Genomic DNA, 21,909 nt, shown 5'->3' with positions numbered 1-21,909 from the left:
CGGCACGCCGGAAACGCCTGACCTGGACGATGGGCGCCTTTCCTCTGCTCTCCTATGGAATTATTCCAGCAAGACACTTTTCCGGCGGCGTTCTAACGGTTCGCAGCCGGGAACCGCACTTCCACCGCATGTTCGCGCCGGTCGTTCACGAGCGGCACGATACCGCCGCTCCGCTCGGCGCCATCTACAGTGACCTGCAGTGCCGCGTTTTCATGGTGAGTCGTACCAAAGGGGGAAGAGAGGGCCCCCTCGCGAACGGCGGTGTTTTGCAGCATCCTGATATGATAGACCGTATCCAGATGCCGGTAGTGTATCGTGCATTCCTCCCACTCGGGAGGAAGACACGGAACGAAGCGAAGCGTATCCCCTTCGAGCACGAGTCCCAAAAGCGACTCCACGATCAAACGGTACATCCATGCCGCTGATCCCGTGTACCATGTCCATCCGCCGCGCCCCGCATGCTGCGGAGCGGCGTACACATCTGCCGCGACGACATACGGTTCCACTTTATAGATAGCTACCTCGCCGGGTGTCCGACCGTGGTTTACCGGATTGATCATCGAGAAAATATCCCACGCGCGGCGCGCATCTCCCAGACGGGCGAAGGCCATCGCGACCCAGACAGCGGCGTGGGTGTACTGGCCTCCGTTCTCCCGTACGCCGGGAACGTACCCCTTAATATAGCCTGGATTAGGCTCCGAAGTATCGAAAGGCGGGTCCAGCAGTTGAACCAGACGGTGTTCCCTGCGGACAAGGTGCCTATCCACCGCTTCCATGGCCATGAGCGAGCGGTCAGGATCCCCCGCCCCGGACAGAACCGACCAGCTCTGGGAGATCGAATCGATTCGACACTCGCTGTTTTCCGCCGATCCGAGAGGAGTGCCGTCGTCGAAGTAGGCGCGCCGATACCATTCTCCGTCCCATCCGCTTTTCTCTATATTGAGACGCAGGGCAGCAGCTTCCCGTTCGCACCGTTCGGCGGACAATGCGTCGCCATAAGTGCGGGCAAGCCCCGCGAAACGCGAAAGCACTTCGTAGAGGAAAAACCCAAGCCACACGCTCTCGCCCTTCCCCTGGGCCCCTACCTTGTCCATACCATCGTTCCAGTCGCCGGAGCCCATGAGCGGTAACCCCCGCTCACCGAACGCAAGTCCTTTCTCTATGGCCAGAATACAGTGTTTGTAGAGGCTCGCTGTCTCTTCGGAACGACCGGGCAGGTCGTAATAGGACTCTTCTTCAGCGTTGAGCGGACGGCCTTGTAGGAAACTGACGGTTTCGTCCAGCACCCCGACGTCTCCTGTCACGGCGACGTATCGGGACGTTGACAGTGGAAGCCAGAGATAGTCGTCGGAACAGCGGGTCCGTACCCCGCGCCCGGTCGGCGGATGCCACCAGTGCTGCACATCCCCTTCGGGGAACTGACGAGACGCGCACAGGAGCAGATGATCGCGAACAAGGCGGGGTTCTGCATAAACTAGCGCCATAGCATCCTGCAGTTGGTCGCGAAAACCGAAGGCCCCTCCCGACTGGTATGTCGCGTTTCGCGCCCGCATGCGGCACGCCAGAGTCTGGTACAGGAGCCAGCCGTTGAACAGAATGTCCAGGGAACGGTCGGGCGTTTCGGCGCTGATCACGCCGAGGGTGCGCGTCCAGTACTGCCGGACGGCGTCAAGAGCTTCATCGGCGGTGGTTGTTCCCTTGAAACGGGCAACCAGCCTGGTTGCCTCGTCGGCGTCTTTGCCCGCCCCGAGCCTGAAGATTATTTCGCGCTCCTGTCCGGCGGCCAGATCGAACCGGACCTGAATCGCGGCGCAGGGATCCAGAGCCGCCCCGGTCCTGCCTGAGAGACCGACGCGCTTCATGGCGGCCGGGGCGCTCACCGTGCCGTTGCGTCCAAGGAACTCGGTCCGGCTTCCGGTGACGCTCCGCAGCGGCTCGTCCACGTCGAAGAAAGCTGTTCTGCCGGGAAACTCCGTATTGTACGGATTGCGCGCGAAGAGCGCGCCGCTGCTCGGTTCGAACTTCGTGATTACGTGCATATTCGATTTTGGACGAAGATCGCCCAGCACCCACTCGATATACCCTGTGGCGGAGAGGCGGCGGGGATGCTCCGAGAGGTTGCGTACCCTGAGCACGAAGAACTTGACCGGCGCGTCCAGGGCAACGTACATCCACAGTTCGGAACGGATATCGCGCTCCGTATGCTCGAAGACGCTGTAGCCGAATCCGTGCCGGGTGACGTACGGAGTCGATCGCCGGCACGGGAACGGAGCGGGCGACCAGAAGTGTCCGCGTTCCTCGTCGCGAAGATAGAACGCCTCGCCGCCCGAAGCGCTCACAGGATTGTTCTCCCATGGAGTGATGCGGAATTCGTGGGCGTTTTCGCTCCACGTGCAGGCGGAACCGTTCTCGGTGACGACGCTTCCGAAATCCGGATTGGCCAGGACGTTTACCCATGGCGCCGGGGTCAGCAGTCCGCGGGCGGTCGTGATGACGTACTCGCGCCCGTCGGGAGTGAATCCGCCCAGTCCGTTGCAGAACGAGAGATCGCTGCGCGGGGACGGAACCGGCGGAAGGTGTTCGGGAAGAGGGGGGCGAACGGGAACAAAGAGGGGGACCGAAACGTTCGCGGAAGTTCGGCCGTCGATCTGCTCCTCCAGAGTTCCCCAGGCGTCGGAGACAATGACGCGTGCGACCGTCTGGAATAGGACGCGGTCTTCCTCCGCGATCTGCTCCGCAATCCGGACGAAGATACCGCCCGGCCTATCGGCAAAACTTACTCCGACAACCGAGGAGATAAATCCCATGATGCTGTCGTGAAGAAGCTGCCGGTACCCCCCCTGGTCCTCGTTCCAGATCACGAGATCGACGGCCAGCCCCTTGAGGCGCCAGTACGCATGAGCTTGCACAAGCTGGCGCACAAGGTCGATATTGGCCGGATCGGCTATGCGCAGAAGCACGATCGGGAGATCTCCGGATATAGCGTACCCCCAGAGTCCCGATTGGCCCCTGCGGTTTTTGACGAGGAGACTCTGTTCGGCTCGAAAGGCCGCATTGGCGTAGAGGATCGAACCCGCCAGGCGCGCATAAAGGCCGGCTTCAGCCTCCGAAACATTTAACTGACGCAGCAGCACCTGTCCGTGAGTCCACGCAAGATCGAAGACGCGGTCCGCGAGACGCCTATCCTGATATTTTCCAATCATATCCATCGATTGTTTCCGGGTTTCGCCGATACCCGAGACGATATTCACCGTGACCGACTCTTCCGGGTCGAGGGCTATCCGGCATCGGATGGCGACGATAGGATCAAGCACCGAACCCTCGCTGTTCGAGAGCGGCTCCGGACGGTTGCCGTCGCTCCGTTCCAGCGCCTGCGGATTCTCGACGCTGTTTCCATACCCGATGAACTTCATCCGGTCGGTCTCGTAGGAGGCTTCTCCAGCCGATGCCCCTCGCACCGTCATCATATGAAGCATCCAGGGGGTTTCCTCTCCGTCGACCCGCGGACGGCGGGTGCAGAGAATAGCCCGCTCTCCGCGGAGTATCTCGGTCTGTACAAAAAGATTGCTGAAAGCGGGGTGAAGGGCGTCCGCCGCAGGCGGAGCGAGAACGACCTCCGCATAGCTGGTTACCTCGACCTCGCGGCGCACGCTCGCGCGGTTGGTGATGCGGAGGCGGCGCAGCTCGATATCGTCCTCGGTCGAGACGGCGATCTCGGTATAGATGTCGTATCCGTGATTCCGGACGCGGAACTCCGCACGTTCCTCCGAGAAAATGGCCTCGTACTGCTCAGGGCGTTTCAGCGTCGGCTGATAAGTATTCGACCAGAAGTCGCCGCTTTCCGTGTCGCGGATGTAACAGAAAGCACCCCAGTTGTCCCGGGTGGGGTCCTCCCGCCAACGGGTCACCGCTAATTCCTTCCAGCGGGTGTATCCGCCGCCAGAAGCCGTTATCGCAACGTGGTACCTTCCGTTCGACAGCATCTGCACTTCCGGGCTCGGCGTATCCGGAGTACGGAAAATGCGTATGGTTGTCTCCGGGATACCCGAAACAGTCCGGGACTCGAATCGTTCGATTGCGTCAACATAGAACGACGTCGCTTTGGGAATCTGCTCCTGGAGCAGCAGGAGCGCCGCCTGAAACAGCGGATTGGACTCGAATCGCCTCTGTATTGAACGATCCAGAAGCAGGTTTGCCAGGGAGAGCAGCCCCATTCCCTGATGATGGGTCATGAAGGAGCGAACCGTCGCGCTGGTCTGGTTGCGCTGCAGACGGGACGGAGTGTAGTCGATAGCTTCGTAGAAGCCGAACCGGCTTTCAAAGCCTTCGGCGGAAAGGCGCTCGAGATTGGAACACGCCTCTTCCGGGGCCACCATGAGGGCGAGCATCGAAGCATAGGGCGCGATCACCAGATCCTCGGCAAGTCCCCGCTGTATTCCCAGGCCAGGCACGCCGAACGCCCTGTACTGATAGTTGAGGTGAACATCGAATGCATTGTACCCCGATTCCGAGATACCCCAGGGGACATTTCGCATCTTCCCGTGTTTGATCTGCCTGGCCACGACCGCTTTGTATGTTTCGTCGAGCAGCGTGTGTTCGTAGGTCGGCATCACCAGAAGCGGCATCAGGTATTCGAACATGGAACCGCTCCACGAGAGCAGCGTCGGAAGCCCTCCAGCGACGGTGAGCCGTCGTCCCAGGGCAAACCAGCTCTCCTGCGGCAGCTGTCCCTGCGAAATGGCCACAAACGTGGCGAACCGCGCCTCCGAAGCCAGAAGATCGTAGGAGCCTTCGTCCGGACGCCGTTCATCGACATTGTAGCCGATAGTCAGCAAATGGCGTGTTTGATCGTACAGGAAACCGTATTCCATCCGGGCAAGCTCGTCGCACAGACGAACGATTTCTTCGATGGCCTCCATCCTCTCGAGGGCGCGTTTTCCGGACTCCGCGAGAAGACTTTCGAGCGTATCGAGTTCGTCCCGCTCCTCCGAAGAGCAGGCGGCACGCCGCAGTTCGATGGAAGGGAGAATTTTTTCCTCCATGGCCGCCAGTTCACGCAGTGTAGGAAGAGAATCAAGATCGGAAGGGCCTTCGAGGATATTCCCGAAGGAGGAATTCATCGCCCAGGGAAGGAGAAACGTCAGCTCGTCAAGCGCATCCCGGCACTGTGATGAAAAGGCCTGGAGCCACAACACCCGATGGTTCGCGGCGTCTCTGTCGTTCTCCTCGGAGAGAGCGGCCGCAGCCGATTCCCCCAGCCTTTCCAGGGAACCCCTCAAAGCTGCGGGCGTCCGGGGCCGTGAGGAGAGCACGGATTCCATGTCCAGGCGAAGGCGGGAGAGCCAGGGAGGGGCATCGCTTCCCGAAGGCTCCTCCGCGGCCTCGGCGATGATTTCGAGGGTATCGTTCAACCCATCGAAAAAACGGGGGTCGATAATTTTTTGGTCGGGAAGCTCCAGCATTCCCCGCTGTAACGTCAACAGGTGCCCTGCGAGGTTACCGCTGTCCACCGTTGAAACGTAGAGAGGCGTTAACGGTTTCAGGTCGCGCGTATCGTACCAGTTGTAGAAGTGTCCGCGGTAGCGTTCAAGGCCCTCCATGGTATGAAGAGTCCGCGCCGTCCGTTCAAGCAGCCTCCCGGCAGAAATATAACCGAAATCAAAGGCGGAAAGATTGGCCAGCAGGGCGATTCCCATGTTGGTGGGCGACGTGCGATGCGCGATTACCTCGACGGGGATCTCCTGATAGTTGTCGGGAGGCAGCCAGTTGTCCTCCCGGCCGACAAACGTCTCGAAAAATGACCATGTTTTCCTGGCGATTCTCCGCAGAAATCCTCTCTGTTCCTCTGTCGGAAGCGTACGGCGTCGAGTCAGCGGGCGACTTGTCCACCAGGCGACTGCGGGCGAAGCGCACCAGAGCGTGAGTACGGGACCGGCTGCGATGAACAGCGCCCTCCCTCCGGCCGCAACGGCCGCGAAGAACACGACTGCGGCCATGACCGGCGCAATCCACATGGTCCGATAGGACTCTATGAGATCCTTGCGTCCGGCACGCCCCGGATCTCCCGATGGATTCCATTCGAGCATGGGCCTTTTCGTGACCGCCATCCGGATAAGCGTCCGCATGATCGCATCCACGCTGAAGAATGCCTCGTAAGGCAGACAGATGAACGTGAACGCATCCCGGGCGAAGCCCCTCGCCGTCAAATCCAGAGCTGCCGCAAAGTGCTGCCGGGGTGTAACATCGTCCGGCTTTGAAAAGAGGTTCAGGGCGGAGGAGATCAAGGAAGGGACCAGGATGACGCCCGCCGCCGTCATAGTCCAGAAGAGCGGCGAGGGAGTAAGAAACCAGCCTGCCGCCAACAGGAGCATAAGGGCCGGGGCCATCAGGCTGCGGCGGAGATTGTCGAAGATTTTCCAGCGAGAGAGCATGGAGAGCGGATTCTTCCGCAGCCTTCCGTCCGCTTCCGGAACATAGGGCATAATCCACTGCGCGATCTGCCAATCCCCGCGAATCCATCGATGACGCCGGCTCACATCCGCTTCGTAGCGGGAAGGGTACTCCTCGTAAAGCTGCACATCGCTCAAAAGGCCGGCCCTGGCGTAGCACCCCTCCAGCAGATCGTGGCTGAGAATACGGTTTTCGGGGAAGCGCCCCCGTAAAGCCTGCTCGAACGCGTCAACATCGTAAATTCCCTTGCCGATGAACGAGCCTTCGCCGAACAGATCCTGGTACACATCCGAGACGGCCCTCGTATACGGATCGATGCCGAGTTCGCTTGCCCACAGTCGAGCGTACCTCGACCGGTTCGTGCCGATAATGCTCGCCGCCACGCGCGGCTGCAGAATACCGTATCCGCTTGTTACGCGCCTCCGCTCTTCGTCGTACCTGGGCTGATTGAGCGGATGCGCCATGGCGCTGACAAACTGCCGGGCAGAATCTCTTGGGAGCTGGGTATCGGTGTCGAGAGTGATCACATACTTCACCCCGGAAAGTACCGCCGTCTCACCCACGACGAGGGAGAAAGCCTCCTCGCCCCCGCCGCGGAGAAAGGCGTTCAGCGCGGCAAGCTTTCCCCTTTTTCGCTCATAGCCCATCCATACCCCTTCCTGGGGATTCCATCGGCGGGGGCGATGAAACAGGAAAAAAATGTCTCCCTCCGACCTCCGGTACTTTTTATTCAGCGCTTCGATTTTTTCCCGGGCCGTCTCCAGGAGAAACGCGTCTTCCGGGGACGTTTCTTCCGCGGCATCCCGAAAATCGGTGAGCAGGCCAAAGAGGATGTGATCATCCCTATTGGCCAGGAATCGGACTTCCATTGCCGCGACCAGGTCTTCGACGTTGGACACACTGCTGAGCATCGTCGGGGTCACCGCCAGCGTCAACAGCTCCGCCGGGATGCCCTTGGAAAGATCCATGCGCGGCAGCAGGCGCGGCAAAGACATCAACGTCGCCAGCAAGTTTACAAGAGCGATCGACAGGTGACCGGCGCAGAGGAGGGAGAGCAGTCCAAGCAGAATTGCCGCCCCTGTCGCCGTTCCGTCGAGGAAGGTTTTCGCTGCGAGCCCTCCCGAAAGAGCGGCGCTCAACAACAGGATGCTCCCGAGATAGATCGTCAGGGGATAGCGGCGGCAGAGTCCCGCTGCTCCGCAGGCAGGCGAAAACCGGACCCCCGACTCCCGTTCAAGACGTGCCGTTCCTTCGTCGATCAAATAGAATCCCACGTGCGCCGTTTTGTCACCGACACCTCTTTCGGCCGCTCCTTCGCGGGCAAGACGTATCGCAGTGCGTGCGACGTCAATCTCGGAAAACGGGCTGTTCTTAGCGATCCGCTCCACAACGTGGCGATACCGGTCGCGGGTGGTAAAATCCATCCTGCGGTAAATTCCGGCGGGGTCCTCGGTCAGGACATGCTCAACGATACTCATCTTCTCGACGAACTCGGGCCAGTCCATCGCCCCTAAAAAGCGGAGACTGCCGATGATGTTGCTTATTGAAGCCTGGTCCACCGTCTGGCGCTGATTTTCGGAGCGCACGCACTGCTCGATCGTCAGGCCGCTCTCCGACAACTGCTGTTCCATCCACGTCAAAGGAAGAGCGAGAGCGGCCCCCCGTCCCTGGAGACGACGAGTCAGCTCTGCGACAAACGAGACGTCCATCGGCGGATCCGAACGGGCCATATCGGCGATGGGAAGAATGAGGTTCTTGGGATCCTGCGACGCAACATCTATCATCTGATCGGCCCAGTATTCCGCAAGGTTGTGATACGCCCGTGCGGCGAGTATGCGATCCGCAACCTGCCTGAGGTTATCTATCAGTGCCAGCCGCAGCATGATGGGGATAGCCCAAAGTTCCCCCAGCTTGAGGGGCGTCACCGAAAGATAGGACTCGACGAAACGGACGAGGTTTTCCGGATCCACCCGCCCGTCGGAATGCGAAATCGTCTCCCTGGCTATGTCGTACACACGGGGAAACTCCTCCGGTGAAACGCCTGTCAAATACGGCAGTTCCCGGCTGTACCCCTTCGGCAAATGCCGTCTGGCCGTCCTGATCTGATCCTCTATCAAATGGAAGTTGTCAAGCAGCCATTCCCCGGCCGGCACTATCCTGCGCCCGGCCTCTGCATCATCCGCCAGCTGGGCGTAGGCTTCACGAAGCAGCTTCTCGTTTCCATCCAGCATGGGCAGAAGAGAATCCCGAGGATGTCCGGATTTCACACGATGCCTGTGTGCAAGAATCTTTCCATGCCGCTCCATCTGATCGGCACTTAACAGCTCCGCTCCGAAGGAGGTTTCCTGGGCCCGACGGAAAAGCTGGTTTCCGTCGCCGTCATTCACTGAAGAATCTTCTTCTGCGTCCCGCGCGCAGGAGGCGTGCAAGTCGCGCATACTCATGTAGGACGAGATTTTTTTCCAAAGGTATTTGAAATCCATTTCGATGTCTCCTTCTGCCGAACGTAAGAAAGGAAAGGTGTTCAGAGCATGTTGAATTTTAATCAGAAAATTTCTAAAATTACATTATAATTCTATAACCTTCGCGCGGTATTGTCAAGACTGCGTGCGAAGCCTAAATCCGCTAATTTTTCAGGCAGAGGGAGTGTCACCGGGCATACGGTGAATTCGCCCTCCCCCAGGGGCGAAGAGATTATCCCCTGGGGGAGGGCGTCTGAGGTGAGAGAAACCGACACGGATGTCGGTTTCACAGGCAGGCAGCCGGCGAACGCAGGGAGCCGCAGGACTCGCCCGGGCAGTTGTCACGGACGACAATCTGAACCGGCGGCCCAAGCGAGTTCCGGTGGCGCTCCCCGCTGAGGTGCGGATTTAGAAAGTTTCCGGCACATTGTCTTCCGATCTTATGAAGTAGTAAAATAATGCTGAGGCAGTTGTTTCCAACTCCAGGCCATACAGGGAGATGAGGAGCGATGAACCGCCGGAAAACGCTCGCAAACGCCTTCACCTTCGAAAAATACAAAAAATTCGCGAAGCGGGGAAAATTCCTCGCGGAAATGGACGGGTCGTTCCCTGGAAGAAACTCTATCCCCTTATCGAGCCCTTCTATCCCAAGGCCCGAAAAGGCTGTTTACGGCGACTCGGCCTCCATGGGCAAGACGAAAGAAATCGTGAAAAAGGTGCCCCGGACGCTGGACCTGATCCGGACGAAGGGAACCCAAAACAGAAAGCTCACCGAAGAAGAAAAAGAAACGAACCGCCTGCTGCCCGAAAACGGGAAGCAGCGGGGAGTGCCTCTTTCTTGTCGCGAAAAGGATAGTCGGCTTTTCGAAGGCGGATACAGGGGCCTGGCGAAGAACATGAACTTCGCCTCCGTGCTCTTTGCCCTGCCGAACTTGTACATGGTCAGAAGGGGCCTCCCGGCGTCGCGCGGGACGTAGTGTATTTAGTGTATTCAAAAACAGGCACAAGACCGTCAAAAACAGGAAATAACGCTGAAAGACGCAAAAGGCCGGCCATAGAGCGGGAATATGGGGTGAAAAGAACACAGGAAACGAGCTCAGCCGTCAAGGTTCAGCTGTCGGACGCCGGATCAGTTCTTGTTCAGGAGTTTCTTAAAGCGACATGGAATATCAGTCGTCAGTCTGCGGTGTGGCGGCGCGTAACAACTATTACCTAAGGAGGCGGAAGATTATGAGAGTATCCATTCCTTACGGAACATCGACTCTTTCCTGCGATATACCTGACAGCCGTCTGAAAGCGGTTCTCGTTTCGAGTCTTCATGAACTGAAAGCCGATGCGCCGGAGCGCGAAATCGTCAGAAAATCCCTCGACAACCCGATCGGATCCCCTCGTCTGCGAGACCTCGCGAAGGGGAAAGAGAACGTCGTGATCATCTCAAGCGACCATACGCGCCCCGTCCCAAGCGCCATTATCATGCCTCTCCTTCTCGAAGAGGTGCGGGCGGGAAACCCCGATGCACAAATCACTATCCTGGTCTCTACCGGAGGCCACCGGGCTACCACCCCGGAGGAGCTCCTGAAGAAGTACGGTCCCGAGATCGTGAAGAACGAACGCATTGTGGTCCACGACAGCCATGACGATACGAGCCTCGTTCACGTAGGGACCCTTCCTTCCGGAGGCGATTTGATACTCAATAAACTGGCAGTCGAGGCGGACCTGCTTGTCGCGGAGGGGTTCATTGAGCCGCACTTCTTCGCCGGTTTCTCAGGTGGCCGCAAGAGCGTACTCCCCGGCGTGGCGAGCTACACAACGGTGATGGCGAACCACTGCGCGGAGTTTATCGCGCACGAAAGGGCCAGAACCGGAATCCTCGAGGGCAACCCCATCCACATCGATATGGTCTTTGCTGCCCGCAAGGTCGGGCTGGCGTTCGTCTGCAACGTGGTCATCGACGCGGAGAAGCATATCGTGGCGGCCTTCAGCGGCGACATGGAAGCGGCGCACGAGAAGGGGTGCGAGTTCGTCGCCAAGTACGGCAGGGTCAAGGCCGTTCCCGCCGACATTGTCATCACGAGCAACGCAGGGTATCCTCTGGACCAGAATCTCTACCAGGCGGTGAAGAGCATGACCGCCGGCGAGGCGTCGTGCAGGAAGGGAGGCGTTATCATCGTCGCCGCCGAATGCAGCGACGGGCACGGCGGCGAGGCCTTCTACCGGACGTTCGAGACGATTCCGACGCCGAAGGGGATCATGGAGATGATCATGGCGAGGGGGAGAAATCAGACGGAGCCGGATCAGTGGCAGATCCAGATATTCGCCAGAGTACTGATGGATTTTACCGTGATCATGGTGACCTCAGCCCCCAAGGAGATGGTGGAGTATCTCAACATGCAGTGGGCCCCGTCTCTGGAGGAGGCCTTGTCGATGGCGGAGCGGATTCTCCGGAAACCGGACGCATCGGTCACCGTCATCCCGGACGGCGTGGCAGTGATTGTTGATGCGTTCTCTTCCTGAGAAGAGGAGGTGGACGCGCGTCAGTAAAAAACGAGAGGTAGTTTTTTTATCCTGCAGGGGGAGGGGGGAGGTTGTTTGAAACGGGAAGCCCTTATGACACATGACAAGGACAGTGTCGCCACGGCGCTCACGGATCTGAGCGCCGGGAACGATGTGTCTTTCGAGTGCAACGGACGCATGAAGACCATGAAGCTGGTAGACGCCATACCCTTCGGACACAAATTTGCGCTCGTTGACATTCCTGAGGGAGGGGATGTGCTGAAATACGGCGAGGTGATCGGCCGCGCTACCGAACCTATCAGAGCCGGCGCCCATGTCCATGTGCACAATCTCGAAAGTCTCCGAGGACGGGGTGATCTGGCCGCAGGGAGAACATCCGCGAAAGGAGGCCAAACATCATGAAGTTTATGGGGTATGTCCGTCCGGACGGACGTGTGGGAATCCGAAACCACATTGCGGTCATCCCCGCGTCAGTGTGCGCCTCGACGGTCGCGGCCCGAATCGCGGAACAAGTGGAAGGGGCGATAGCGCTTCCGAACCAGCACGGGTGCGCCCAGATAGGTCCGGATCTTGAAGTCACCGCCCGGACCCTTGCCGGTCTTGGGACGAACCCCAACGTAGCGGCGGTGTTGGTGATCGGGCTGGGGTGCGAAAGCGTGCAGGCGGAGCGTCTCCACAAGGAGATTGCAAAGTCCGGCAAGCGGGTGGAGTCACTGGTCATTCAGGAGTGCGGCGGCACGCTCAAGGCGCAGGAGCAGGGGCTCCGCATAGCCCGTTCGATCAGCCAAGAAGTGGCGATGATGACCCGCGAGGAGGCGGACGTCTCGGAGCTGGTGCTCGCGCTGGAGTGCGGCGGTTCGGACACGACGTCGGGACTCGCGGCGAACCCGGTACACGGCTATGTGTCGGACAAGGTGATAGGCTTGGGAGGAACGTCCATCCTCTCGGAGACTACGGAGCTCATCGGCGCGGAGCATATCCTTGCCCGCAGAGCCGTCTCGAAGGAGGTGGCGGACAAGCTCTTGGAGATCGTCCGCGCCTGTGAGGCGAAGGCGAACGCTATGGGCGTCGACATGCGGGGAAGCCAGCCCACGCCGGGCAACATCCGGGGAGGGCTGACCACCATCGAGGAGAAGTCGCTCGGATGCATCTACAAGGGGGGTTCCAGCCCGCTCGAAGGTGTGCTGGAGTATGGCGTACGACCTCCGGGCAAGGGGCTCTATGTCATGGACACGCCGGGACAGGATATCGAATCCATCACCGGCATGGTCGCAGGAGGCTCCCAGATAGTGATTTTCACTACGGGGCGCGGCTCGCCGACCGGCTTCCCCCTTGCCCCGGTGATCAAGATCACGGGCAATCCCAAGACCTACGTCATGATGGAGGAGAATATCGACATCAACGCGGGGACGATCATCGACGGCGTCGAATCCATACCGGAGGTGGGGGAGCGCGTCTTCGCGGAGATCCTGCAGACCTGCAATGGAAAACTCACCAAAGCGGAAGCGTTGAAACACATGGAGTTCGGTATCTACAAACTGACGTCGACTTTTTGAAGAGGCTCCTATCCCAAATGACTTTTTAAAAGGAAGGTGCATACTATGGGCGGTAAAGTTCCGATTCTCAAGACGATACAGAAGGTGCCCGGCGGACTCATGGTGGTCTTCCTGCTTCTCGGCGCAATTGTGAACACTTTTGCCCCGAAGTCGCTCATGATCGGCAGTTTTACCACCGCGCTCTTTAAACAAGGAGCGCTCCCTCTCATCGCAGTGCTCCTCTTCTGCAGCGGCGCGCAGATCACGATCAAGACGGCCGGGGTCGCTCTCTGGAAGGGGTTCGTGCTGAACACCGTCAAGATCCTTCTTGGCATTTCGATAGGGCTTGTCGTGGGGAAGCTCATGGGGCCGGAGGCTTCTCTTTTCGGTCTTACCCCCCTCGCCCTCATCGCAGCCATGGCGAACTCGAACGGTGGCCTCTACACCGCGCTCGCCCAGAAGTACGGTGACGCCTCCGACATCGGCGCCGTGGCCATCATCTCCACGAACGACGGTCCCTTCTTCACCATGGTGGCCATGGGGATGACAGGGTTGGCCAACATACCCATCATCGCGATGGTGGCGGTTGTCGTCCCGATCGTCATCGGTATGATCCTTGGCAATCTCGACGAGGACATGCGGGAATTCCTCGCCCCGGGTGTCATGCTCTCCATCCCCTTCTTCTCTTTCCCGCTCGGAGCGGGGCTCAACCTGATGGATATCGCGAAGGCCGGAATCCCCGGCATCGCGCTCGGCCTTATGACCCTGCTCGTCACGGGAATAGGCGGCTTCTTTGCCTATAAGTACCTCATCCCGTCGAGAGAGAAGCGGAGCGATGCGGTCGGCGCGAGTATCGGCACAACGGCAGGCAACGCCGCCGGAACGCCTGCGGCGATAGCGGCCGTCGATCCGACATGGGCCCCGTACGCGGCTGCGGCGACGGTGCAGGTCGGTGCGTCGATTGTCATCACCGCGATCCTCTGTCCGCTGCTGGTCGACTTCCTCAGCAGGATCTGCAAGCAGCACAACAACGTCGCTAAAGAAGAAGGCAACTGATTTCAGCGAACCGGTCCGCCCTGCGTCGCGGTTGCCGGGCTCAACCCGTGCGGCGGAGAGAGAGTGGTCTCTTCGCCGCCGAGGAGATCGACGAAATCATGCCGGCCGCAGTCCGCACCGCCGACGGCATGTCGTACAACCGCAAGGAAAGAAACGGGGGGAGACATATGAATGCACGGTATATCGTCGTCGCCGATGACTTCACCGGTTCGAACGACACTGGAATTCAGTTCCTGAAGGCGGGGTACGACGCTTCGGTGATCCTGGATCCTTCGGCGCTCTCCACGATTGAGGGCGAGAGAGTCGTCGTCGTGGATACCGAGTCGCGGAACATTCCCGCTCAGGAGGCGGTCGCCTGTTTGAAGACGGTGGCGGAATACCTGCTGCCTCTGCGAGGGAAGAGAGTGATCTACAAGAAGGTCGACTCGACGCTGCGAGGCAACATAGCCGCCGAAACAGCCGTCTTGCGGGAGACGCTCGGCTTTTCCGTGACAGCGTTCACCCCGGCCTACCCCAGAAATAAACGCACCGTGCGGGAAGGTCTGCTGCTCCTCGACGGAATTCCCGTGGCCGATACCGAGATGGGGAAGGATCCGCGGAAGCCGGTGACTACCTCGTCACTGCAGGAAACGCTGCGCGGCGGCGGTTCGCTCGAGGTCCGGAACGTCTCGCTCGCCGAAATCCGGGCAGGGGAGATTCCGGAGATTCTGAGGGCTGCAGGCAACGCCGGCTCGTACTCCTTCGACGTCGAGACGGACGGCGATCTTGAGCTGATTGTGAATGGCATGTGCGCCGCGCTGCCGCCCGAGGACATCCTCTGGGTGGGGTCGGCAGGGATGGCCGAGGCCCTGGTGAGCCGAAGCAGTCCGGCGTTTTTCGTGGTCGGGAGCATGAGCCCGAGGAGCGCCCTCCAGGCACGGACGCTTCTGCAGGAGAAGGACGTCGCTCCTGTTCTGGTGAATATCCGTGCGCTGCTGCACGACGTCGCCTCCGAGGAGCGGCGCCTCTCCCATACCGTCTCGGGATTGCTTCGGAGCGGCAGGAGCGTCCTTCTGGCGTCATCGCTGGACGAAGAGCAGATCGAGGAGGGGCGGAACGCCAATGCGTCCGAAACAATCTGCCGGAGTCTCGCCGCTGTTGTTCCGTCGGTCCTGAAGTCTGCTCGCGTCTCCGGGATGTTTATCACCGGAGGGGAAGTCGCCATCTGGATCGTCTGGGCGCTGGGAGCCGGGGGGACCGACCTTGTGAAGGAGATTGAGCCTGGAATTCCGCTCGTCCGCCTCAGGGGAGGAGAATACCACGGCCTTCCCGTGGTTACAAAGGCCGGCGCGTTCGGCGGTGAACGGACGATGGCGGAGTGTTTCTCCGTACTGACGGACGCGAAATAAAAACGGAGGAGGAGAATGAATGACGGATGTTCGTCAGGATGCCTTGAAAATTGCACAGAAGGCCATAGAGGCCGTGCTCCCGGAAAACGCTGTGGAGGCGGCGCTGCGCGGTGAGGCTTTTTCAGCCCGTGCGAGGTCCGGAGGGAGGATCGTGCTCACGGCCATCGGCAAAGCGGCGTGGCGGATGGCGAAGGCCGCCGCTGACACACTGGGAGACCGGCTGGACGGAGGCGTCGTCGTGACGAAGTACGGGCACAGCAACGGCCCGATAAAGGGTATCGAGATTTTTGAGGCGGGACACCCGTTTCCGGACGAGAACACGATTAAGGGCACAGCCCGTGCGCTCGAAAGGGTCAGCGGGCTCTCAGCAGAGGATACGGTGCTTTTCCTCGTCTCCGGTGGGGGTTCGGCCCTCTTCGAGAAGCCGAGGGAGGGGATAACCCTCGATGATCTGGTCGGAGTGACCGACCAGCTGCTTGCATGCGGCGCGGACATCGTCGAGATCAATACGATACGGAAACGGCTTTCTTCGGTGAAAGGAGGGCGTTTCGCCCAGTTCGTCGCTCCGGCGCACGTCTTTTCGGTGGTACTCTCGGACGTCCTTGGCGACAGGCTCGACAGCATCGCCTCCGGACCGGCGTATCCTGACGGTTCGACGAGCGCCGATGCGTCGAGGATCGTCGAAAAGTACGGGCTATCGCTGAGCACGGTGCTTCAAGAGGCTTTGGAGAAGGAGACCCCGAAATCGCTTACAAATGTCACAACGGTCATCACCGGGAGCGTGACGGCGCTCTGTAAAGCTGCGGAGCGCGAGGCCGCCGCCCTCGGGTATACGCCGCTCCTGCTGACGACGATGCTGAACTGCGAGGCACGCGAGGCGGGGGCCTTCATCGCCGCCATGGCGAAGGAGATCCGGTTGTCCGGGAATCCGGCGTCGCCGCCGTGCGCCCTGCTCCTCGGCGGGGAGACGATCGTCCGGCTCAAAGGGAAGGGAAAGGGCGGACGGAACCAGGAGATGGCCCTGGCCGCGGCGTTCGGCATCAAGGGGCTTGCGGATACGGTTGTGATCTCCGTCGGTTCCGACGGCACCGACGGACCGACGGACGCGGCGGGAGGCGTTGTGGACGGCGGGACGATCGGTAGACTTGCCGACCTTGGGCTCGACGCGGAGGCGCTGCTCGCCGACAACGACTCCTACCATGCGCTCGACGCCTGCGGCGGCCTTGTCAAAACGGGGCCGACCGGAACCAACGTGAACGACCTCACCATTGTGCTCTGCAGATAGCCGCTCACTGCGAAAGACGGAACGAGGCCCCCTTCTTTTGGGGGCCTCGTATGATTTTCTCTTGCAGTCGCCGGGGAGAGACTGCCTGTCGGGCTTTTCCCTGGAATCTGCAGCAGTCGCCTCCCCGTCGGCCTTGCCTGCGGAAAGGCCGGCGTCGCTCCCGTTCTCTGTGCCTCTACGAGGGAGAAGAGGAAGGCCTGTTGAAATATGTCCTGTTCGAGATCCCGTCGATAGGGTTGTGTCTCCCTAAATCCGCAGGTTTTTCAGGCAGAGGGAGTGTCACCGGGGAACGCTTGGGCGGGGGGTGCAGATTGTCGTCCTTGACAACTGCCCAAGCGATCAACACGGCTCCCTGCGTTCGCCGGTTGCCTGCTTGTGAAACCGACATCCGTGTCGGTTTCTCTCCCCCGGGCGCTGTGCCCGGCGACACTCCCTCTGCCTGCGGATTTAGGGTCTCGTTTAAGGAGAATCTCCTCTTCGAGCTCTTTCTGTGCGCTGACGTCGAGCGCGACGCGGATCACGGCCCGTTCGTCCCGGTCGGGCCCGGCACCTGGGCGCTTTTTCGTGATCTCCTCCGTCTTGCTTGTCCATGGCGGTGGTCGGTGACTCTTCTCAAATTCCTATTTTGGACAAGAGTGATTCATGATATAGTCTTTGTCATTCCGGAAAGCCCCGGGGCGCCCCCGGCGCGGGGGAAAAGGGTCCTTCCGCCATCCTTCTTCTTCGAGGTGAGACGTTTGCTGAAGAACATGAAAATAGGAACAAAGCTCACTGCCGGATTCGCAGCTGTGCTCGTCATTTTTTCCGCGGCCGGGTGGTTTGCCTGGCGCAATATGGACAACGTGATATCCGAGGTGGGCACTCTCGAACAGCGGTACGTCCCCGGAATCGAACTTTCCAATGAAATTGAGAACATTGTTCAGAGCCTCATGCTCCACATCCGCACCTACGTCCTGGCGGACAGCTATCGGGACCTCCAGGCAGCCCTCGGGGATTTCGAGGCCCTTGACGGGATTCTGAAGAAAGCCTGGGAGCATGCCTCAGCCCATCCCGGCCTTGAACGTCTTGCCGAAGGCGTGAAGAAATCCGGCGAGCAGGTTGCCGAATACCGGAGACTGCTTGAGGAATCTCAGAAGATGATCGCCTCTATGGCCGCCCAGAGAAGGAAGGCAGCCGAGTCGGGAGAATCCATGCGAAAGATTGCCTACGACCTGCTGTATGATGAAAAGGACGCCATGGAAAAAGATCTGAACGACCCCGTCTCCCGGGGCAACGCGCCCGCCAGGCTTGAGAACATTGCCCTTCTCGACACGCTGGTGGAGGCCGTCCACAGGGCGGAATACGTGACCCTTACTGCCATAGCGAACAAAAAAACGGAGATGATCGGCCAGGCGAAAAAGGAACTCAAGGACGTTCGCGACATTCTGTCCGAAGTCAGGAAGACCGCCTTTGAGGAAAAACTGATCAGGAACCTCGAAAAAGCGACGAAAGACGCGGAAGAGTACGAGCAGGCCCTCGACGACTTTTCAATGGCCTGGGCAAACCTCGAGAACCTGGGCCAAGAACGCACCGCCGCTGGGGAAGCTGTCCTTGCGGCGGCGGGAGACGTGATGAAGTTCAGCGTCGACAGAACGCTTGAAATATCGGGAGTGGTGACCGACCAGGCCCGGAGCGTCTCGAACATGCTCCTCCTTTCCGTTTTTATCGCCGTTCTTGTCGGAATGGTGGTGGCGGTGATCATCACCCGCATGATCACCCGTCCTCTCGGCAGGGCCGTGAGCCTGGCCGAGCGGGCGGGGAACGGCGACCTGACCGTGGCGAGGGATGATTTTCAGTATGATTCGGCTGACGAGATAGGCGCGCTGGCCGACGCGCTGGCCAGGATGACGACGAGCCAGGCTGAAGCCGTGAGGGAGATCGTGGCTGCGGCAGAAGAGGTGGCCAGGGGAGCGGAAACCCTCGCAGCCCTTTCACAGGAGACCAACGCCTCGGTGGAGGAAGTGAGGGGTTCCCTCGAGCAGGTGGCCTCCATCTCCGAGAGCAACTCCGCCGCCCTCGAGGAGTCGAATGCCGGTGTGGAGGAAATGGCTGCGGGCGCCCAGGCGGCGGCCAAGGCTTCGTCCGACTGCGCGGCTGCGGCGAACCAGACGGCGGCCATGGCGAAGGAAGCGGTTGAAAGAGTGGAGGAAGTCATCCGGGAAGTGCGCGCCGTCGGGGGGAAGTCCGGAACGAACATGGAGAAGATCCGGGCCCTCGCAGATTCCGTAGAGGAAATCTCCGGTTTTGTCACGGTAATCACCTCCATCGCCGACCAGACGAACCTCCTGGCGCTGAACGCCGCCATAGAGGCAGCCCGGGCCGGGGAAGCGGGCCGCGGATTCGCCGTGGTGGCCGACGAGGTGCGGAAGCTCGCCGAAGACTCCAGCAAGGCGGCCCGGGAAGTGGCGGCCCTCATCACCACCCTCCACGGAAATGCCCGGGAATCCATGGATGTGACCGAAGAGACCGGCAGGGTGATGCAGTCCACCGTGGCCGAAGCGGCGGACGCCCAGGGCAGGCTGTCCGGCGTGCTTGGCGAAATCGCCGGGATCGAGGAAGCAATCGCCCACATCGCAGGGCTTTCAAGGTCCCAGGCTTCCGCAAGCGAGGAAATGGCCGGGGCTATCGACCAGCTCTCCAATGCCACCATCGACGTAGTCCAGAGGGTGGATGCCATCCGGGGAGCCTCGGCGGAGACGGCATCGGCGTCGGAGGGGGTGGCCAGGGAAGCGTCGGTCATGGCGGACAGGGCCGAGCGCATGCGGAAGCTCCTGTCCCGGTTCATCCTGTCGAAAGAAGGGGAGCCGGAAAAGGGGCCGGAAGGGGAAGCTGCGGGGCTCGTCCCGACCGAGTAAACTGAAGCGGCGGACCGGTTTGTACAGGTCCGCCGCTTCAGTTTACTTCAGGACAGAATCCATTCTCTGGGCGAAAAAGTTGGAAAGCGGTGTGACCCTGCTCAGTTCCACGAGAGTGTCGATGGTGAACTTCAGGTGGAGCCTGGCGGCCTCCCGGGCACGGAGGAGGTCTTGATCCCGGATGGCCGACACGAGATCTCTGTGCTGCTCGAGAATTTTCTCCGTTCTATCCGGGGCCGCCGAATCGAGGACTTCCATCCTCATGGCGGAAATTCCCTTTTCGGACATCTCGAGGAGAGATTCGTAGAGCCTGAAAAGGAGGGTGTTCCCCGTTGCCTTGAAGATGGTGGCGTGGAGGACTGTGTTCCAGTAGGCTCCGAGAGGGGCCTCGTGAGGATCCTGCTCTTTGTGGATTTTTTCGAGCATGGAGATGCATTCGTCCATTTTCTCCAGGTCCCGCTCCTTCCGCCGCAGGGCTGCCAGCGCGGCGGCGCCGGGGTCCAGGAGCTGCCGCACCTCCATGACCTGGGAGAGCGCTTCCATGGGCCACACCTGGGCCCGGCCGAGAACTCTCCTGATCTCGTCCGGGTTTCCCTCGGCGAGGAAGATTCCCTGCCTGTCCCTGATCTCCAGCAGGCCGAGGGCTTCGAGGGCGATAAGCCCTTCTCTCAGAAGGGGCCTGCTGGTACCGAGCAGCGCGGCGAGCTCCCGTTCCGAAGGCAGTTTGCCCTCCGAGACCACGTCGCCCTGTGACACGAGGTCCGTCAAGCGCCTGATAAGGTCCTTTCGCGTTTCGTTCATGGAGTCCTCCCTGCAGTTCAGAATGGTTTTTGGGCCCGACAATAAGTTAAAAAAAGAACTTGAAGTTTTCTGTTGATTCCCCTTGTCTTCCTTCCTGATACCATGATAATATAAAATCGGTTTGATTGGAATACCTTGGTCGACCAGAAGCTTTTCCGAAAGCGGGTGTTACAGGGTGGCTTGGGAGTACGACGTTCTTGTCATTGGAGGAGGAGTAGTGGGCTGCGCCATAGCCAGGGAACTTTCAAGGTTCCGGGTGAGGGCGGCCGTCGTCGAGAAGGAGATGGATGTCGGCCTGGGGACGAGCTGCCGGAACAGCGGCGTGCTCCATGCGGGCTTCAACTACACTCCTGGGACGCTCAGGGCGGTTCTCGACGTGAAAGGCAATCATATGATGGACGATCTCTGTCGGGATCTCAAGGTGAAGATCAAGCGGATAGGCAAGCTGACGGTGGCGCTGGACGACGAGGACGAAGCCGCCCTCCACAGGCTGAAGGAGCAGGGGGAGGCCAACGGTGTCCCGGGACTGGAGCTCGTCGGCAGGGAGCGGATGCAGCAGATCCAGCCCGGCGTGGAAGGATCCCTTGCCCTTCATTCCCCGAGCAGTTCCATCATTTCCCCCTACGGGCTCACCATCGGCCTTGCGGAGAATGCCCTCGCCAACGGGGTGAACTTTCACCTCGGGCAGCGGGTGACCGCCCTTTCCTCCCTCGCGGGGGGCGGCTGGTCTGTGGGAACCGGGTCAGGGGAAACTTTCACGGCGAAAGTTCTGGTGAACGCCGCCGGACTCTTCTCCGCAGAGGTGTGCCGCATGGCGGGGATCACCGATTACGTGATCTACCCCTGCCGGGGCGAGTATTACGTCCTGGACAGGCGCCTCGACGGCACCCTGAAGGCCCTGATCTACCCCGCGCCGAAGAAGAACGCACCCGGGCTGGGAATTCACCTTACCCCCACCGTGGACGGCAACATCCTCATCGGGCCCAGCGCCGAATACCTCAACGACCCGGAGGACTACGGATGCACCGCCGACGTGATGCAGGAACTCCGCAGGGAGGGACGGGAACTCCTTCCCGAGATCCTCATGACGGATTATATACGGAATTTCGCCGGCATCCGCCCGAAGCAGACGCCCCCCGAAGAGGGGGGGAACAAGGATTTTGTCATCGAGGACCGGAAGGACGTCCGGGGATTCATCAACCTGGTAGGCATCGAAAGTCCCGGCCTGACGTGCGCTCCGGCCATAGCCGAGATGGTCCGGGCAATGGTGGAGAAGCACATCCCTCTCGTCCCCGACGCCTCCTTCAATCCCGTGCGGCCGGGCAGTCCCCTCCTCTTCTCCGAGCTGCCGGCGGACGAGAAAGCGGCCCTCATCGCAGACAACCCCAACTACGGCGAGATCATCTGCCGGTGCGAAAAGATCACCAAGCAGGAGATCCTGGACGCCATCGCCAATCCTCTCGGCGCCAGGACGCTGGTGAGCATAAAGTACAGGGCCCGGGCCTCCATGGGCCGCTGCCAGGG

General features: G+C 60.3%; 11 protein-coding genes. 9 read left to right on the top strand and 2 right to left on the bottom strand.

Annotated elements, in window-relative coordinates; translation table 11 throughout:
- Positions 1 to 92: 92 nt before the first annotated feature.
- Entirely contained in the window at positions 93 to 8,681 is an 8,589-nt protein-coding gene (locus tag JMJ95_RS11350; RefSeq protein WP_290685394.1) for a glucoamylase family protein, read from the bottom strand.
- 740 nt (positions 8,682 to 9,421) lie between these two features.
- Between JMJ95_RS11350 and JMJ95_RS11345 the strand changes: the two genes are divergently transcribed.
- From JMJ95_RS11345 to JMJ95_RS11310, 8 genes are all read left to right on the top strand, one after another.
- The gene (locus JMJ95_RS11345) at positions 9,422 to 9,889 is read left to right on the top strand and encodes a hypothetical protein (protein WP_290685392.1); all 468 of its coding nucleotides are present in this window, start codon (positions 9,422 to 9,424) and stop codon (positions 9,887 to 9,889) included.
- Positions 9,890 to 10,142: 253 nt separating this feature from the next.
- Positions 10,143 to 11,426 (top strand): nickel-dependent lactate racemase, encoded by a 1,284-nt coding sequence (gene larA / locus JMJ95_RS11340; RefSeq protein ID WP_290685391.1) that lies wholly within the window; start codon positions 10,143 to 10,145, stop codon positions 11,424 to 11,426.
- A 75-nt stretch (positions 11,427 to 11,501) separates the two neighbouring features.
- Positions 11,502 to 11,828, top strand: a complete 327-nt coding sequence (locus JMJ95_RS11335) for a UxaA family hydrolase (protein ID WP_290685389.1) — start codon at positions 11,502 to 11,504, stop codon at positions 11,826 to 11,828.
- Positions 11,825 to 12,982, top strand: coding sequence for a UxaA family hydrolase (locus tag JMJ95_RS11330; RefSeq protein WP_290685388.1), 1,158 nt, complete (start codon positions 11,825 to 11,827; stop codon positions 12,980 to 12,982). The genes JMJ95_RS11335 and JMJ95_RS11330 overlap by 4 nt, the downstream gene beginning before the upstream one ends.
- Before the next feature lie 45 nt (positions 12,983 to 13,027).
- Entirely contained in the window at positions 13,028 to 14,017 is a 990-nt protein-coding gene (locus JMJ95_RS11325; RefSeq protein WP_290685387.1) for a 2-keto-3-deoxygluconate permease, read from the top strand.
- Positions 14,018 to 14,115: 98 nt separating this feature from the next.
- Positions 14,116 to 15,405 carry a four-carbon acid sugar kinase family protein gene (locus tag JMJ95_RS11320; protein ID WP_290685386.1) on the top strand — a complete coding sequence of 430 codons (1,290 nt, stop codon included), beginning with the start codon at positions 14,116 to 14,118 and terminating at the stop codon, positions 15,403 to 15,405.
- 19 nt (positions 15,406 to 15,424) lie between these two features.
- Positions 15,425 to 16,690 carry a glycerate kinase gene (locus tag JMJ95_RS11315; RefSeq protein WP_290685384.1) on the top strand — a complete coding sequence of 422 codons (1,266 nt, stop codon included), beginning with the start codon at positions 15,425 to 15,427 and terminating at the stop codon, positions 16,688 to 16,690.
- Positions 16,691 to 17,439: 749 nt separating this feature from the next.
- Positions 17,440 to 19,584, top strand: coding sequence for a methyl-accepting chemotaxis protein (locus JMJ95_RS11310; protein WP_290685382.1), 2,145 nt, complete (start codon positions 17,440 to 17,442; stop codon positions 19,582 to 19,584).
- Positions 19,585 to 19,626: 42 nt separating this feature from the next.
- Here the strand turns inward: JMJ95_RS11310 and JMJ95_RS11305 are convergent, their stop codons facing one another.
- Complete coding sequence (locus JMJ95_RS11305) at positions 19,627 to 20,385, bottom strand: FadR/GntR family transcriptional regulator (protein WP_290685380.1); 759 nt, start codon at positions 20,383 to 20,385, stop codon at positions 19,627 to 19,629.
- A gap of 175 nt (positions 20,386 to 20,560) precedes the next feature.
- Here JMJ95_RS11305 and JMJ95_RS11300 point away from each other — a divergent pair.
- On the top strand, positions 20,561 to 21,909 hold a 1,349-nt coding region (locus tag JMJ95_RS11300; protein WP_290685378.1), incomplete at its 3' end, for an NAD(P)/FAD-dependent oxidoreductase.

This window comes from Aminivibrio sp. (assembly GCF_016756745.1).
Taxonomy (GTDB): Bacteria; Synergistota; Synergistia; order Synergistales; family Aminobacteriaceae; genus Aminivibrio.
The sequence above is the reverse complement of the archived record's forward strand: the minus strand, read 5'-3'. Positions and strand labels throughout refer to the sequence as shown.

Excerpts from the sequence above, each read along its gene's own strand:
- JMJ95_RS11350 (WP_290685394.1), bottom strand. The coding sequence starts at position 8,681 with ATGCTGGATGGAAACGAGAAGCTGCTTCGTGAAGCCTACGCCCAGCTG.
- JMJ95_RS11345 (WP_290685392.1), top strand. The coding sequence starts at position 9,422 with ATGAACCGCCGGAAAACGCTCGCAAACGCCTTCACCTTCGAAAAATAC.
- larA (WP_290685391.1), top strand. The coding sequence starts at position 10,143 with ATGAGAGTATCCATTCCTTACGGAACATCGACTCTTTCCTGCGATATA.
- JMJ95_RS11330 (WP_290685388.1), top strand. The coding sequence starts at position 11,825 with ATGAAGTTTATGGGGTATGTCCGTCCGGACGGACGTGTGGGAATCCGA.
- JMJ95_RS11325 (WP_290685387.1), top strand. The coding sequence starts at position 13,028 with ATGGGCGGTAAAGTTCCGATTCTCAAGACGATACAGAAGGTGCCCGGC.
- JMJ95_RS11320 (WP_290685386.1), top strand. The coding sequence starts at position 14,116 with ATGCCGGCCGCAGTCCGCACCGCCGACGGCATGTCGTACAACCGCAAG.
- JMJ95_RS11315 (WP_290685384.1), top strand. The coding sequence starts at position 15,425 with ATGACGGATGTTCGTCAGGATGCCTTGAAAATTGCACAGAAGGCCATA.
- JMJ95_RS11310 (WP_290685382.1), top strand. The coding sequence starts at position 17,440 with ATGAAAATAGGAACAAAGCTCACTGCCGGATTCGCAGCTGTGCTCGTC.
- JMJ95_RS11305 (WP_290685380.1), bottom strand. The coding sequence starts at position 20,385 with ATGAACGAAACGCGAAAGGACCTTATCAGGCGCTTGACGGACCTCGTG.